Genomic DNA, 15,612 nt, shown 5'->3' on the forward strand with positions numbered 1-15,612 from the left:
CCCCCCCACCCCCCCCCCGGCGCCCGCGCCGCAGGGCGGGCCCGCCCCGGCCGCCGCCGGTGTGGCGTACGAGGCGACCCAGCTGGCGAGCGCGATCGACCCCGCGCTGCTCGGCGGCCCGGCGGACCCGGGCACCCCGCCGTCCGGCGGTCCGGCCGTCCCGCCGCCGCCCGGCGGCCCGGCGGCTCCGGCCGCGCCCGCGGCCGGGTACGGCTACCCGAACGCGGGTGCCGCGCCCGGCGTCGTCCCGCCGACCCCGGTCACCGGCCCGCCGCCGGGCGCGCCGGTGCCGCCCGGGGTGCCCGCGGTGGGCCCGGGCTACTTCGCCGCGCTCAGCTACCGGGGCCCGGACGGCTCGGAGCAGAAGCTGCTGCACCGCAGCGAACCGGGCACCCCGCACCCGGAGTGGAAGATCCTCCAGGACCTGCGGCGGTTGAACGTGCCGCCGGAGCAGGTGCTGGAGCTCTACACCGAGCTGGAGTCGTGTGATCTGCCCGGCGGCTACTGCAACCGCATGATCGCGGCCTCCTGGCCGAACGTGCGGCTGACCCACACCGCCCCGTACGGCCGCGACCACGCCTCCCGGCAGGCCGGGATGGCCGAGCTGCTGGACCACCTGGACGAGCTGCACCAGCTGGCCTCCGGTGCCCAGCGGGTCCGCCCGTTCCGGGTTCCGCTGCCCGCGCCGGGGACGGTCCAGGCGCTGCCCCCGGCGCCGCCCCAGCAGCTCGCCCAGGAGCTGGGGACGGCCTTCGGCCAGAACCTGTTCCGCTACGAGCAGCGCGCCGTCTCCCGCCAGGGCGTGCCGGAGCCGGTGTCGCAGACGCTGACGTGGGCCGGGCTGCCGCGCGACTTCGGGCCGTTCTTCTGGGCCCAGGCGCAGGAGGGCCGGCCGATTCCGACGCTGGCCGAGCTGGCCGCCGAGCGCGGCCTGCAGCAGGGCCCGGACTTCGGCGGCTACCTGGTGCTCGGCAACGACTACGGCCGTCAGCTGTGCGTCCAGTACGGCACCGCGAACGTGGTCGCCGTGGACGTCGACGGAACCGGCCAGCCGCCGCGCTTCGTCAACACCGGTGTACCGGAGTTCGTCCGCGCGCTGGCCCTGCTGGGCCGGATGTGGCGGCTGCGGTACGGGCTGACGCCGGAGCAGGCCGGTCGCTGGACGACCGACTTCCAGGCCCAGCTCGCCGCGATCGACCCGGCGGCCCTGCAGACCGCGGACACTTGGTGGGCCGTGCTGCTGGAGCAGTTCTGGGACGGTCTGCTGTAGCGGACCGTCGCGGATCCTCGCAGGTGGGAGGGGTCGTTCCGGTGTCCGGAACGACCCCTTCGGCGTGCCCCGGCAGCTGTGCCTCGTTGGGGTTTCGTCCGGATCTGCGCAAAATAGGTCAAGAGGATGGGTCTCATCGCCCCGTCCTCGACACATTCCGGTCCGCACGACGACCGGATTCGGCCCCGGTGTCCCAACCGGTTCCGGATCCGTCCAGTCCGTCCGATCATGGGCTCCGCAGCCCGCGAAACGAGGGGAAGAGCCCATGAGCGACGCCGTCCCCCAGTACGGCTTCACCCAGGCCCGGCGCGGCTACGCGCCCGAGCAGGTCGACCGGGCGCTGGTCGCCCTGACCGCACAACGTGACGAGGCCTGGGAGCGGCTGAGCGTCCTGGGAGCCGGGATCCGGCAGATGGAGACCAGGCTCGACGACATCCGCCAGGCCGCCGAGGAGGCCCCGGAGCCGGACTACGAGGTGCTCAGCGAGCAGGCCGCCGGCCTGGCCGAGATGGCCCGGAACGAGGCCCGCGCCGTCAAGGAGAAGGCCGAGCGCTTCGCCGAGGACCTGCGGGACGAGGTCTACGAGGCCGGCCAGGAGGCCGACAAGGCCGCCAAGGAGTACGCCACCACCACCCGCTCCGAGGCCGACGCCGCCGCCCGCCGCACCGACGAGCGCACCCGCGCCGAGGCCGAGGGCATCCGCGCCGACGCCGACCGGGAGAGCCGCGCCGCCCGGGACGGCGCCACCGCCTACGCCGCCAAGGTCCGGGTGGCCGCCGCCGAGGCCAGCGAGCACGCCGAGGCGGAGCTGGCCGCCAGGCGCCGCAAGGCCGACGAGACCTTCGCCGAGGCCCAGGCCAAGGCCGACGCCGAGGACGCCGAGGTCTCCGCGACGGCCGAGCGCCGGGTCAAGGAGGCCGAGCAGCACCGGGAGACGGTGCTGAACCGGATCAAGCAGCTTGAGACCGACGCCCAGGCCAAGGCCGACCAGCTGGTCGAGAAGGCCCGCCGGGAGGCCGAGAAGATCAACGCGGAGAGCGAGCGCGAGCAGCAGGCCTTCGACGCCCGGCTGGAGACGGTGCAGCAGCACCTGGACCACATCAAGGCGACGCTGGCCTCGCTCACCGGCGCGGCGGTCGGGCAGATCGAGCCCGAGCGGCTGGCCGCGGCCGCCGCCGGGGCCGCCGCGGCAGCCGCGGCCGGACCGGCGGACGCGGTCGTGGACGCGGTGGCGGACAAGGTGGCGGACACGGCGCCGGTCGACTCGGAGGCGGACACCGGGGAGATCCCGCTGCCGGACCTGCGCAGCGCCGCGACCCCGGCCGACGGACCGGCCGACGCTCCCGCCGCTGCCCCGGCGGCTGCCCCCGCCGAGGCTCCCGGCGGTGCCCGGCCCAGCGGTGCGCGGCCCGGTGCGACGGCGCTGCTGCGGCAGCCGGTGGTCGGCGGCGCCGTGGCGGCCAGGACCGCCGATGCCAGGACCGCTGACGCCAAGCCCGTCGACGCCAAGCCCGTCGAAGCCGAGGTCGGGGGCGCCGGCGACCCGGTGGTGACCGGTCCGGTCGTCCCGGCCGCGGTGCCGCCGAAGCCCGCGACGCCGCCCGGGCCCGTGGCCGACGTGGACGCGGCGGAGGGCGTGAACGGTGCGGCAGGCGCCGCGGGTGCCGCGGGCGCCGAGGAGACCCGGGTCATCCCGAAGATCATCATCGTGGACGACGGCGCCGGTTACGCACCCCCCAACACGGTGTCCTACCGCCGCAAGTAGTCCTCAGCCGCCCTCGCCCGCGATCAGCCGGGTGAGCTTCGCGTCCTTGGCCCTGACCGCCTCCTGCTGGGCGGTCAGGGCCTGTGCGTTGTGGTCGATCAGCTGCCGCTGGTAGCCGGCCAGCACGGCGAACCAGAGGCCGGCCAGGCCGGAGCGGGCGGTGCAGTCCGCGTCGGCGCGGGCGGCGGCCAGCTCGGCCGGGGTGGGCTCCGGCGTGGTCGAGTACCCGTGCGCCAGCTCCTCGGGGGTGGTGGTCCGGAAGCCGGCGGCCGTCATGCAGGCGGTCCACTGCCCGGTGGCCGCCACCACCCGGGCGTCCCGGGCGGTGGCCGTCGTCGACTCCTGGAACAGCCGGTCGACCAGTCGGCTGCCCGCCGCCGGCGGCGAGCCGATCCGTTCGGCGGTCTGCCGGTCGCAGTCCACCCGGGCGCCGTCGTAGGCCTCGCCGGAACCGGCCGGGGCGGGGTCCGGCCGGGGGGCCGTCCGCCGGGGCGGGTGGAAGCCCAGGGTGGCGGCGGCCTCCGCGCCGAGGTAGCCCCAGGCGCCGGCCGGCAGTGCGGTCGCGTTGTCCGGCGGCTGGGCGGCCTGCAGCCCGTCCCCGGTGAACCCGGCGAAGCCGGCCCGGTGCATGCACGAGACGGTCAGCGCGTTCCGGGCCTGGATCTCCTTGACCGCGGACCGGTCGTCGGCCTGATAAGCGGACAGCGGAAGTCCGGTCAATCCGCCCCGGCCGGATTCCGGAGCGGCCGTGGAACCGAGCACCGGCGGGGTCGGCGCGGAATCGGCGGAGGCCTTTCCGGATTCGCTCGAACAACCCGCGGACAATACCGAAAGGGTGGCCGCGAGCGTGGCGGCGGTGAATCGTCCGAATCGGGCGGGAGGTGCCAAGCTTCTGCTCCGATCCTCAAGCACGGCAGGCGTGTTGGGACCATAGCTCATGTCGTCCGGGTACGTTCCCCGGTCGCCGGGCGAATCCCGGCTTGGCCGGAAAACACCTGTGCGGTGCGGGCCCGCCGTGCAAATCTCGGGAACCCGGCCGTTGTCGACGGAGCCGTTGTCGAGGGAGGGGTTACATGATTCGCCGCACCGATCCCCGCTCCACCGTTCGGAACGGAATGGGCAAGGCCCGTCGCGTCGGCGTTCTGGCGGTTCTCACGGCCGCCGCCGCGACCCTGCTGCCGACGACCGCGGCGCGGGCCGTGGAACGGGTCGACTGCGGGAACCGGGACGATTTCGCGAAGGTCTGGAACTACGGCTACAGCGGGCAGCTCTGCTTCGCGAACGACGGCTGGATGTCCCTGCGGGTCTACAACGTCGACCGGATCGACGCGGGCAACAACAAGGTCATCACCTATCTGGGCGGCGGACTCGGCTCCTGGACCGTCTTCACCTGGGAGCGCTACGACTTCAACGCCAACCAGGGCCGCCAGGTGATGATGTACGACATCAACCTGTCCCGCTGGTAGGGCCGGAGCAGGCGGGCGCAACGCGAAGAGGCCGAGACCCGTGGCGCCCTCCAGGAAAGGGCGCCACGGTTCCCGGCGCTTGGGCGGGCGCCCCCACCCAGGGTCGCCCGGCCTCGCACCTCCGACCCCCATCGGGGGTGCGACAGTGCCGCCACAGCCATCCCCCACGGTTGGGTGCGGCGGGCACATTCACCATGGTGCGCGATCTCCATGGACGGCCAGTGACAGGAGTATGTCCAGTTCGTGGCGGATGGCGGAGCCCGGTCGGGGCCGGCGTCCGAGCGGTTCGTCCACCGGTCGGTCCGGTGTTCCGTCCAGTGGTTCGCCTGCGGTCGTGTCCCTGTCAGGAACGCCCCGGCGGCTGCCGGATCATCCCCGCGCGGCCGGTCGCCCGGACGGCGCGGCCCCGCCGGGCTCCTACGCCGCGTGCCCGTCCGTGCCGCGGCGTAGGCTGGAGACCCCCGGCCGCTCGGCGTGCCGGGCCGTTCGCGTTGCCCCGGTGGGCCGTTCGCCGCCCGGAGGCAGCACCAGCCACGGCACGAAGAAGAGACCCCAGATGAGTCTGACCGGACTGCTCGATGTCGTCGCGCGGGACGCGGCGCTCGCCGAGGCGATCGAGGCGGCCACCGCCACCGGAGCCGCGGCCGGCGGCCGCCGGCACCTGGACCTGGTCGGACCGCCCGCGGCCCGGCCGTTCGCCGTCGCCGCGCTGGCCCGCGCGCTGGCCGGCCGGGCGGCCGGTGAGCGGGGCCGTCCGGTGCTGGCCGTCACCGCGACCGGGCGGGAGGCCGAGGACCTGGCCGCCTCGCTGCGCTCGCTGCTGCCCGCCGACGCGGTCGCCGAGTACCCCGCCTGGGAGACCCTGCCGCACGAGCGGCTGTCGCCCCGCTCGGACACCGTCGGCCGCCGGCTGGCCGTGCTGCGCCGGATCGCGCACCCGCGGGCGGACGACCCGGCGGCCGGGCCGGTGCAGGTGATCGTCGCCCCGGTCCGCTCGGTGCTCCAGCCGCAGGTGAAGGGGCTGGCCGAGCTGGAGCCGGTGGCCGTCCGGCGCGGGGAGACCCACGACCTGGAGGAGGTCGCCCGCGGGCTCGCCGCGGCCGCCTACGCGCGGGTCGAACTGGTGGAGAAGCGCGGTGAGTTCGCCGTCCGCGGCGGCATCCTGGACGTCTTCCCGCCGACCGAGGAGCACCCGCTGCGGGTGGAGTTCTGGGGCGACGAGGTCGAGGAGATCCGCTACTTCAAGGTCGCCGACCAGCGCTCGCTGGAGATCGCCGAGCACGGCCTGTGGGCGCCGCCCTGCCGGGAGCTGCTGCTGACCGACCAGGTGCGCGCCCGGGCCGCCGAACTGTCGGCCCAGCAGCCCGGGTTGGCGGAGATCCTGGACAGGATCGCGGAGGGCATCGCGGTCGAGGGCATGGAGTCGCTGGCACCCGTGCTGGTGGACGACATGGAGCTGCTGCTCGACGTGCTGCCGCTCGGCTCGGTCACGGTGGTCTGCGACCCGGAGCGGGTCCGGACCAGAGCGGCCGACCTGGTGGCCACCAGCCAGGAGTTCCTCCAGGCCTCCTGGGTCGCGGCGGCCGCCGGCGGCGACCGGCCGATCGACCTGGAGGCCATCGACGTCTCCGCCGCCTCGCTGCGCTCGCTCGCCGAGGTGCGCGAGCACGCCGACGAGATCGGCCTGCCCTGGTGGTCCGTCAGCCCGTTCGCGACCAGCGAGTCGACGGTCGACGGCATCCTGGAGTTCGACGTCAACACGCTGACCCTCGGCATGCACGCCGTCGAGGCCTACCGGGGCGACACCGCCCGGGCGATCGCCGACGCCAAGGAGCGGCTGGCCGCCGACTGGCGGGTCGTCATGGTGACCGAGGGCCACGGCCCGGCCTCCCGGCTGGCCGAGGTGCTCGGCAACGAGGGCATCCCGGCCCGGCTGGTCGCCGACCTCGCCGAGGCGCCCACCCGGGACGTCGTGTACGTCTCCTGCGGCTCCATCGAGCACGGCTTCGTGGACGAGCGGCTCAAGCTCACCGTCATCACCGAGACCGACCTGTCCGGCCAGAAGTCCTCCACCAAGGACATGCGCCGGATGCCGTCCCGGCGCCGCAACGCGATCGACCCGCTGGCCCTGGCGGCCGGCGACTACGTGGTGCACGAGGCGCACGGCGTCGGCCGGTACGTCGAGATGGTGCAGCGCACCGTCCAGGGCGCCACCCGCGAGTACCTGGTGCTGGAGTACGCCCCCGCCAAGCGCGGCCACCCCGGCGACCGGCTGTTCGTGCCGACCGACCAGCTCGACCAGGTCACCAAGTACGTCGGCGGCGAGGCCCCGACGCTGCACCGGCTCGGCGGAGCGGACTGGGCCAAGACCAAGCAGCGGGCCAAGAAGGCGGTCAAGGAGATCGCCGCCGACCTGATCAAGCTGTACTCGGCCCGGATGGCCGCCCCCGGCCACACCTTCGGCCCGGACACCCCGTGGCAGCGCGAGCTGGAGGACGCCTTCCCGTACGCGGAGACGCCGGACCAGCTGACCACCATCGCCGAGGTCAAGTCGGACATGGAGAAGTCCGTCCCGATGGACCGGCTGATCTGCGGCGACGTCGGCTACGGCAAGACCGAGATCGCGGTGCGGGCCGCGTTCAAGGCGGTGCAGGACGGCAAGCAGGTCGCCGTGCTGGTCCCGACCACCCTGCTGGTGCAGCAGCACTTCTCCACCTTCGCCGAGCGGTACGCCAACTTCCCGGTCACCGTGAAGGCGCTGTCCCGCTTCCAGACCGACAGCGAGGCCAAGGCCGTCCTGGAGGGGCTGTTCGAGGGCTCGGTGGACGTCGTCATCGGCACCCACCGGCTGTTCTCCTCGGAGACCAGGTTCAAGGACCTCGGCCTGGTCATCGTCGACGAGGAGCAGCGCTTCGGCGTCGAGCACAAGGAGCAGTTGAAGAAGCTGCGCGCCAACGTGGACGTGCTCACCATGTCCGCGACGCCGATCCCGCGCACCCTGGAGATGGCCGTCACCGGCATCCGCGAGATGTCCACCATCACCACCCCGCCGGAGGAGCGGCACCCGGTGCTGACCTTCGTCGGGCCGTACGACGAGAAGCAGATCTCGGCCGCGATCCGGCGTGAACTCCTGCGCGAGGGCCAGGTGTTCTACATCCACAACCGGGTCGAGTCGATCGACAAGGCGGCCGCCCGGCTCAAGGACCTCGTCCCCGAGGCGCGGATCGCCACGGCGCACGGGCAGATGGGGGAGAACCAGCTGGAGAAGGTCGTCGTCGACTTCTGGGAGAAGGAGTTCGACGTCCTGGTGTCGACCACGATCGTGGAGTCCGGCATCGACATCTCCAACGCCAACACCCTGATCGTCGAGCGCGGCGACACCTTCGGCCTGTCGCAGCTGCACCAGCTGCGCGGCCGGGTCGGGCGCGGGCGCGAGCGCGGCTACGCGTACATGCTGTACCCGCCGGAGAAGCCGCTCACCGAGACGGCCCACGAGCGGCTGGCCACCATCGCCCAGCACACCGAGATGGGCGCCGGCATGTACGTCGCCATGAAGGACCTGGAGATCCGCGGCGCCGGCAACCTGCTCGGCGGCGAGCAGTCCGGGCACATCGCGGGCGTCGGCTTCGACCTCTACATGCGGATGGTCGGCGAGGCGGTGGCCGAGTTCCGCGAGTCGCTGGCGAACGGCGGCGAGCCGGAGGAGGAGCCGCTGGAGGTGAAGATCGAGCTGCCGGTCGACGCCCACGTGCCGCACGACTACGCCCCCGGCGAGCGGCTGCGGCTGCAGGCCTACCGCTCGATCGCGGCGGTCAACTCGGAGGCGGACATCCAGCAGGTCCGGGACGAGCTGGCGGACCGCTACGGGAAGCTGCCCGAGCCGGTCGAGAACCTGCTGATGGTCGCCGGCCTGCGGCTGTACGCCCGCCGCTGCGGGATCTCGGACATCACCCTCCAGGGCTCCAACGTCCGCTTCGGCCCGGTGGAGCTGCGGGAGTCCCAGCAGCTGCGGCTGAACCGGCTCTACCCGCGCAGCCAGGTCAAGGCGGCGGCCCAGCAGCTCCTGGTGCCCCGGCCGAGCACCGGCCGGATCGGCGGCAAGCCGCTGGTCGGGCGCGAACTGCTCGGCTGGTGCACCGAGTTCCTGTCGGCCATGTTCGACGACCTGGCGGGGACGAAGAAGTAGCCCCCGGCGGCCGGCGGCGTTCAGGTCGGCGGCCGTCCACGGCGGTCCACGGCGGTTCCGGGCCCGGCCCGGGGCCGCCGGTCGGCCGCCGGGCCCCCGCCCGGGCCCGGGGGCCCCCGGCGCGGCCGACACGAGGCGTCGGCTCTCCGCGAGGTGCCAGAGCTCCAGCAGGAGCTCCGCATCGCCCCCGCAGACGACCGCGATGCTCTGCACCGCGCCGCGCGGGGGGAACTGCTTCCCGTTCACCCAGCGCTCCCACGAGGACTTCGCGTAGTGGGTGCGTTCGCTGAGCCGGGCGTAGGTGAGGCCCGACCGGTTCTTCAAGGACTGCAGCTCGCCGGCGAGCCGGTCGGCGGGTGAGGCGGCTGCTACCGCTGCTGCGGGTGACGCGAGTGAGGTGAGTGACGCGAGTGACTCAGGTGATGGTGATGTGATCTCGGACGCGTGGTGGCGGCCCATGAGGTTTCCCCGAACTTCCTCTGAGATGACCGTTGTGGTGCATGGATCCGAACTGCACCGGGCGCCCCCCGTCCGTGCTGTCTGCGGCGAAGTCTTTAACCGGACCAGAACCGGTGTTGACTCCTGGGCTACCCGGCGCGGCCAACTCTGCGCGATCGGGCACCGATCTTCGACCGTCTCCGGAGCTTCTGAGACGCTGCGCGTCGTCCCCAGGGTCCTGAGCTGCGGGTTGGGACGCGGATCAGGAAACCCTTGAGACGATCTGCCCGGGTGCGGCGGAAACCGGATGGGAGCGCGAGGCGGGAGAGATTAAGCTGATCATCCGAAAGAAGATCAGTTCGAGTCTGCCGACGACCTGCCAGAGGTGCCCCACACGTGAGTCAGTCCTGGAAACCGCTCCCTGACGATCTTTCGGAACCCGCTCGACGCCTGGTCGAGGAACTGCGCGCCGTCAAGGACGCGCACCGGATCTCGCTCGCCGAGCTCGGTCGGCTGACCTACCTCAGCAAGGCGTCCTGGGAACGCTGGTTGAACGGCAAGCGTCTGATCACCTCCCAGGCCCTGGCCGGCCTGATCGCCGCGCTGGACTGCGACGCCGTGCTGCTCACCTCCCTGCTGCGGCAGGCCGAGGCCGCGCGCGACGCGGAGGCGACGCCCGGCGCCCCGGCCGCCGTGGCCCCGGCCGCCGTGGCCCCGGCCGCCGTTGCCCCGACCGAGGCGGCCCCGACCGCCGCCGCTGAGCCCGCCGTCGTGCCCGTGCCCGTACCCGTCCCACTCCCTGTCCCACTGCCCGTCCCGGTGTCCCTCCCCCTCCCCCTCGCCCGCGTCGCCCTCTGGCGGCGGCCGCAGGCGCTGGTCGCGGTCGCCGCCGTCGCCGTGCTCCTGCTGGTCGCGGGCCTCTACCTGCACGGCCTGAACGGCGATGGCGGCGCCGCGGCCTCCCCCGGGCACGTGCCCGCGCTGATCGAGCCGACCGCCCCGATCGCCCCGCCCGCGGTGAGCACGGGCGCCCTGCCGCCCCAGCTCTGCCAGTCCGTCGGCTGCGCCGGCAAGGACCCGCAGGCCATGGGCTGCGAGGCCGACGACCAGACCGTGCTGACCGGCACCATCGGCAAGGTCGTGCTCTACCTCCACTACAGTGCGCGCTGCCGGGCCGCCTGGGCCGGGATCACCGACGGCTCCCCGGGGGACAGTGCCACCATCTCCACCGGCACCGGGGGGCACGAGACCGCGCTGATCCACTGGGGCTACGACAACTACTCGAAGATGGTGGACGCCGACGCGCCCAACACCGTCCTGCGGGTGTGCGGCCACCAGAAGGACGGCGACGACTGCACCCTGCCCCTGTCCGGCGCCGCCGCCCGCGCGCAGGCCCTGGCCACCACCCCTTCGCCCACCCCCACCCCAACCCCCACTCCCACCCTCGTGCCGACGGTGACGCCCTCCTCCTGACCCTCTTTCCGGTGGACGGGCCGGGGCCCCGGAGACCGGAACGGACACCGGTGCTCAGACGAAGTTCTTGTCGACGAGCATCTGCAGCACGTTCACGTGGAGGTCCGGGAAGTCCATCGGGACGATGCCGAACCGGGCGCGCTGCCGGGTGCGCGCGCTCAGGTACGGGTAAACCGCCCGGTCCATCACGGCCTGCGAGCTGGTCCGGGGCCAGTAGCCGCCCGCGTAACTGAGGAAGTTCACGAACATCCTCGGATTTCCCGGACTGGCGAAGGCCTTGTCGAACTGGGCGACGACGTACCGGCCCTTGTCGCCCAGGGGGTCGGTGCCGCCGGTCTGCCAGACGTCCTGGGTGTCGAACCAGGCGTTCTGGCCGCTGGACCAGTCGATCAGGCCCCAGGGGTTGGCGAAGTCGGCGAGCAGCACCACCTTGCCGCGGGCCGCGCCGAGGGCGGGCCAGCCGTAGAGGTGGAACAGGCCGCGGTAGCCCAGCGCGTCCAGGTAGTGGTCGACCCGCCGCTGGAACTCCTGGTCGTCGAGGGCCTGGCCGCCGGCCCGCTCGTTGCGCAGGCGCATCAGGAGCGTCTCGCCCGGGTGCGCCGCCAGGAAGGCGCGGCACTGGTCGAGCACGTCCTGGAGCCGGATGTGCTGGTAGGCGTCGGAGTGGTAGATCCCGAGTTCGTCGGGCGCCCCCTGGAGGCCGTTGCAGCGGATGTCGAGGAAGCGGACGCCCTCCTGCAACTGCTGCGGGATGCCCCAGTTCTGGGTGTGCGACCACTCGGTGCCGTACCAGGGGTTCTGGCAGCAGGAGTCGTGGGTGCCCGGGACGGTGAGGTCGAGCAGGGAGAGGCTCCCGTCCAGCCGGTCCATCCAGCTGTCCGTCGGCACCCCGCCCGGGGTGGTCGGGCCGCCCGCGGCCAGGGCGGCGGGCGCCCCGAGCAGAGCGCCGACGGCGGCCGCACCGCCCGCCCCCGCGCCCCACCTGAGGAGTTCACGACGTGCGATGCCCATGGCCCGGCTCCCTCCGCCCCGCGCGCGGGTGCGACGACAAGTCCTGACGATCGGTCCGTCCTGACACTCGTCCAACGCCGCCGCGGCGTCAACGGGTTCAGCGCGGCTCGGGCAGCCGGCCGTCCGGGCCGACCGCCAGCCACCAGGCGGGCAGCTCGATCCGTTCGCCCTCGGGGGTGAACTCGGTCAGGGACAACGGAAGTTCGCCGGTGGCGAGGACGGCGAGGCCGGCCGAGCGGAGCAGCCCGTCGAAGGCCGCGTCGGCCACCTCGGCGGGGGCGAGCCCGTGGGCGAAGACCGGGCGCAGCTTCGGGGGCGGACCGGCCGGGGACTGGGCGAGCCCCTTGAGCACCTCCTTGGCGGACTCGGCCAGTTCGACCAGGAAGGCCCGGCCGCGCGATCCGAGCAGGGTGGCGACGGCCTCGGCGACCGGCCGGCGGTCGGCCGGCTCGCTCTGGTGGATCACCCCGCGCACGTACACGTTGGCGTCGCCCAGGCGCTCGTGCAGGGCCCGGACGGCGGCCGGGTCGGTGGCGTCCAGCTGGGCGAACTCGGCGCGGCCGGACCGGTCCTGGCGCCGGGCGAGCTCGACGGCGGTGCCGGACAGGTCGACGCCGACGGCCCGGGGGAAGTGCTCGGCGAGGAAGCGGGTCTGGCGGCCGTTGCCGCAGCCCAGGTCGACCACCGGCAGGTCGGGGTCGTGCAGGTGGGGCCGGAACAGGGCGAGGTGGCGCTCCGCGGTGAGGGCCGGCTCGGCGTCCCAGATCACCGCGCCGGGCTGCTCGGGCGCCTCGCCCCAGAAGCCCTCCCAAGCGTCCCGGTACCGATTCGTCACGCTCATGGCGGGGGCCTCCGGAGGTCGCGCACGGCGCCGTCACGCACCGTGTCGGGACCGTGTCTACCGGTGCGCGATCCGGAAGGGCAAAATCACCGGCGCGGCCCGCCCGGTACCGGCGTGCGGCGGCCGCCCCGCGCCCCCTCGGTGAGCCCAGGGGAGTGCGGGACGGCCGTCGCGGTGCCGGTGGCCTCAGCGGCCGGCGCGCCAGTCGGCCTCCAGAGCCGTGCTCCCGTCCGCGCGGGTGACGGTGTGCCAGTGGGCGTGCAGCCCGGCGGCGGGGCGGTCGGTCGAGCGCGGCGCGCCCATCGCGCCCAGGACGGGACTGTCCAGGGGGCTGGCGGCCAGCCGCTCCAGCACCTGGGCGAACGCGGCGCGCAGCCCCTGGCCCCGGCGGCGGACGTCGGGCACGACGGAATGGAACGCAGCGACCACGGACATGCGACTCACCTCCGGAAGGACCTGCGGAACGTGCAGGTACGTCCCCCAGCTTGCGCCGGTCCGCCCTCGTGCCCGCGCGGATTGACGCACTGCTGACGCGCCGCTGACGGGCCCCTGACGGCCGCGCCGTTCCGGGGTTCGTACCCGATGGGCGGCGGCCTGCCGGGCCGGGCCCCGGCCGGGCCTCCGCGCGGGCGATGGAATTGACCTGACCGGTATTCCGGCGGCGGCCGGAGAAATCCCGGGAGGCGCGCTCGGGCGAGGAATTGTCAGGCGCTCGCCAGAAGTGCGGGATCCGGGGTCGGCGAAGGGCTCCGGAAGGGCGAAGTTGCTGGTCAGGGCCGTGACGCAAGGCCTTCGTCAAATGTCGTCCCAGTGACCGGCATTGATGTGGAGCCGGTTCCTCCGAGGGTTTCGCCAGCAATTCCCCAGACCTTGGCAAACCTTGTTCCCAGGCTGCTGCGCCGGGCCCTTCCGGACCGGCATCATCGGCTGACATGAGTCGATTCACCGCAATACCGCAGGGGGCTCCCGCGTGAGGGCCTTCCGCTTCCTCCCCGTCGTCGCCCTGGCCGTCGCCACCACGGTGATCGGGCTGGCCACCGTCGTCCCGGCCTCCGCCACCAGCTCGCGGGTGGACCTGAACGTCCTGGTGGTCACCGACGGCAACCCCTGGGTCGAGGGCATCCGGCAGCAGTTGGCCGCCGAGGGCGTGCCCACCACCGTCATCGACCTGACCAGTGCCGGCCGGGCCACGATCACCGCGGGCTTCCTCGCCGACACCCTGGCCGACGGCACCCCGCACGGGCACTTCGAGGGCGTGGTGCTGCCCAACGACGCGCCGACCCAGCTCTCCGCGGCCGAACTGAGCACGCTGACCGGGTACGAGCAGACCTACCAGGTCCGCCAGGTGGACGCCTACGTCTGGCCCGGCGCCAACACCGGCCTGGCCGCGCCGACCTGGTCCGGCTCGCTGGACGCCACCACCGCCACCGCGACCGCCGCCGCCCGCGGCGACGCCTTCCACTACCTGAACGGCCCGGTCGCCTTCGAGGGCACCGCCGGCGGCAGCGGATCGTACGGCTACCTGCCGACCCCGCTGCCCGACAACCCGGCCACCGGCTCGCACTTCGAGCCGTACCTGACCGAGACCGTCCCCGGCACCGGCACCGGCACCCAGGGCTCCCTCGCCGGGGTCTACACCTCCGGTGGCCGCCAGCAGTTGGTGCTCACCTTCGCCTACAACTCCTACCAGCAGCAGTTCCGGCTGCTCGCGCACGGCATCGTGGACTGGGTCACCAAGGGTGTGCACCTCGGCTACTGGCGCAACTACTTCTCCGCCCACATCGACGACCTCTTCAACGCCAACTCCCGGTGGAGCCAGAGCGGCGACTGCACCCCGGGCGAGGGCGACTGCGTCGGAAGCGTCCCGGCGACCACGCCGATCCGGATGACACCCGCGGACGTCAGCGCCACCGTCGCCTGGGAGCAGCAGAACGGCTACACCCTGGACTTCCTGTTCAACGGCGGCCCCAGCCTGGACTACGCGGACGCCAACGGCGGCACCGACCCGCTGACCACCGCCCTGCTGGCGAACAAGAACAGCTTCATGTGGCTCGACCACACCTACCAGCACCCGTTCCTGGGCTGCGTGCAGAACTTCACCGTGATCCCGTGGAAGTGCCAGACCGACTCCACCGGCGCGGTCCAGTACGTCGACCAGGCCACCGTCAACAGCCAGATCCAGCAGAACATCCAGTTCGGCCAGGCCAACGGGCTGCCGTTCCGGCCGGGCGAGCTGGTCGCCGGTGAGCACTCCGGCACCGTGATGCTGCCGCAGCAGCCCGCCGACAACCCGAACTTCCTCGCCGCGCTCAGCCAGAACAACATCCAGTGGCTCGGCGTGGACGCCTCCCGGGAGACCGGCCAACGGCAGATCGCCTCGGCGCTCGGCGTGCCCCGGCACCCGGTCAACGTGTTCTACAACGTCTCCACCGAGTCCGACGAGGTGAGCGAGTACAACTGGCTCTACGCCTCGAAGGCCAACGGCGGCAGCGGCAACTGCGAGGCCAACCCGGCCACCACGACCTGCATCACGCCGCTGGACCTGAACCGCGGCTGGGCGGACTACGTGCTGCCGATGCAGACGAGGATCACCCTCGGGTACGTGCTGAGCAACGACCCGCGGCCGTTCTTCATGCACCAGTCGAACCTGACCGACGACCGGCTCGCCCTGCAGACGCTGACGGACATCCTGTCGACGTACCGCGGTTGGTACACGGCCGACACCCCGATGGTCAACCAGACCCTCACCGACGCCGGCACCACCCTCCAGCAGCAGACCGCCTGGCAGCAGACCCGCACCGCGGGCACCGTCAGCGGCTACGTCCAGGGCGGCGTGGTCACCGTCCAGGGCCCGGCGGGCACCGCCGTCCCGGTCACCGTGCCCACCGGCACCACCGTGACCGGCGGCGCCGCCTTCGGCAGCGCCTACGCCGGCGAGCAGTCCGGGTACACCACGCTCGGCACCGCGCCGACCGCGCTCACCGTGTCCAGCGCCCTCTTCGGGACCGCCACCGCCGGGGCGAGCCCCAGCGCCGGGGGGGGCGGGGGCGCGGGTCCGCGCCACCGCCCAGGAAGCCGACACCGCGTTCTGGGACGAGTTCGTCGCCTTGACCGAACAGCACCGCTTCCCCGACCGCTGACGCCCGCGAGCTTCGCACCCCC

10 protein-coding genes and 1 pseudogene are annotated in these 15,612 nt (G+C 73.4%); 6 read left to right on the plus strand and 5 right to left on the minus strand.

The window, feature by feature from the left end:
* On the plus strand, positions 1 to 1,270 hold a 1,270-nt coding region (locus ACFWXO_RS41740; RefSeq protein WP_380531551.1), incomplete at its 5' end, for an SUKH-4 family immunity protein.
* A gap of 265 nt (positions 1,271 to 1,535) precedes the next feature.
* Positions 1,536 to 3,035 carry a hypothetical protein gene (locus tag ACFWXO_RS41745; protein WP_380531554.1) on the plus strand — a complete coding sequence of 500 codons (1,500 nt, stop codon included), beginning with the start codon at positions 1,536 to 1,538 and terminating at the stop codon, positions 3,033 to 3,035.
* Between the two features lie 3 nt (positions 3,036 to 3,038).
* Here the strand turns inward: ACFWXO_RS41745 and ACFWXO_RS41750 are convergent, their stop codons facing one another.
* Positions 3,039 to 3,755: a hypothetical protein gene (locus tag ACFWXO_RS41750; RefSeq protein ID WP_380531557.1), complete on the minus strand. Its 717-nt coding sequence runs from the start codon at positions 3,753 to 3,755 to the stop codon at positions 3,039 to 3,041.
* A 353-nt stretch (positions 3,756 to 4,108) separates the two neighbouring features.
* On the opposite strand from ACFWXO_RS41750, the gene ACFWXO_RS41755 reads away from it, so the two are divergent.
* Entirely contained in the window at positions 4,109 to 4,501 is a 393-nt protein-coding gene (locus ACFWXO_RS41755) for a beta/gamma crystallin domain-containing protein (protein ID WP_380531560.1), read from the plus strand.
* 556 nt (positions 4,502 to 5,057) lie between these two features.
* Complete coding sequence (mfd, locus tag ACFWXO_RS41760) at positions 5,058 to 8,687, plus strand: transcription-repair coupling factor (RefSeq protein WP_375884500.1); 3,630 nt, start codon at positions 5,058 to 5,060, stop codon at positions 8,685 to 8,687.
* Positions 8,688 to 8,858: 171 nt separating this feature from the next.
* Here the strand turns inward: mfd and ACFWXO_RS41765 are convergent.
* Positions 8,859 to 9,146 (minus strand): annotated as a pseudogene (locus tag ACFWXO_RS41765) (helix-turn-helix domain-containing protein); the annotation flags it as partial.
* A gap of 375 nt (positions 9,147 to 9,521) precedes the next feature.
* On the opposite strand from ACFWXO_RS41765, the gene ACFWXO_RS41770 reads away from it, so the two are divergent.
* Positions 9,522 to 10,598: a DUF2690 domain-containing protein gene (locus tag ACFWXO_RS41770; protein WP_380531563.1), complete on the plus strand. Its 1,077-nt coding sequence runs from the start codon at positions 9,522 to 9,524 to the stop codon at positions 10,596 to 10,598.
* Positions 10,599 to 10,652: 54 nt separating this feature from the next.
* Here ACFWXO_RS41770 and ACFWXO_RS41775 read toward each other — a convergent pair whose 3' ends face one another.
* The 3 genes from ACFWXO_RS41775 to ACFWXO_RS41785 all read right to left on the minus strand — a co-directional run bounded on the left by ACFWXO_RS41775 (position 10,653) and on the right by ACFWXO_RS41785 (position 12,885).
* Entirely contained in the window at positions 10,653 to 11,609 is a 957-nt protein-coding gene (locus ACFWXO_RS41775) for a phosphatidylinositol-specific phospholipase C (protein ID WP_380531566.1), read from the minus strand.
* A gap of 97 nt (positions 11,610 to 11,706) precedes the next feature.
* Entirely contained in the window at positions 11,707 to 12,450 is a 744-nt protein-coding gene (locus tag ACFWXO_RS41780) for a class I SAM-dependent methyltransferase (protein ID WP_375891563.1), read from the minus strand.
* Positions 12,451 to 12,636: 186 nt separating this feature from the next.
* Positions 12,637 to 12,885 carry a hypothetical protein gene (locus tag ACFWXO_RS41785; protein WP_380531569.1) on the minus strand — a complete coding sequence of 83 codons (249 nt, stop codon included), beginning with the start codon at positions 12,883 to 12,885 and terminating at the stop codon, positions 12,637 to 12,639.
* A gap of 535 nt (positions 12,886 to 13,420) precedes the next feature.
* Here ACFWXO_RS41785 and ACFWXO_RS41790 point away from each other — a divergent pair.
* On the plus strand, positions 13,421 to 15,612 hold a 2,192-nt coding region (locus ACFWXO_RS41790), incomplete at its 3' end, for a hypothetical protein (RefSeq protein ID WP_380531572.1).

It is taken from the genome of Kitasatospora sp. NPDC059088, from assembly GCF_042738155.1.
GTDB lineage: Bacteria > Actinomycetota > Actinomycetes > Streptomycetales > Streptomycetaceae > Kitasatospora.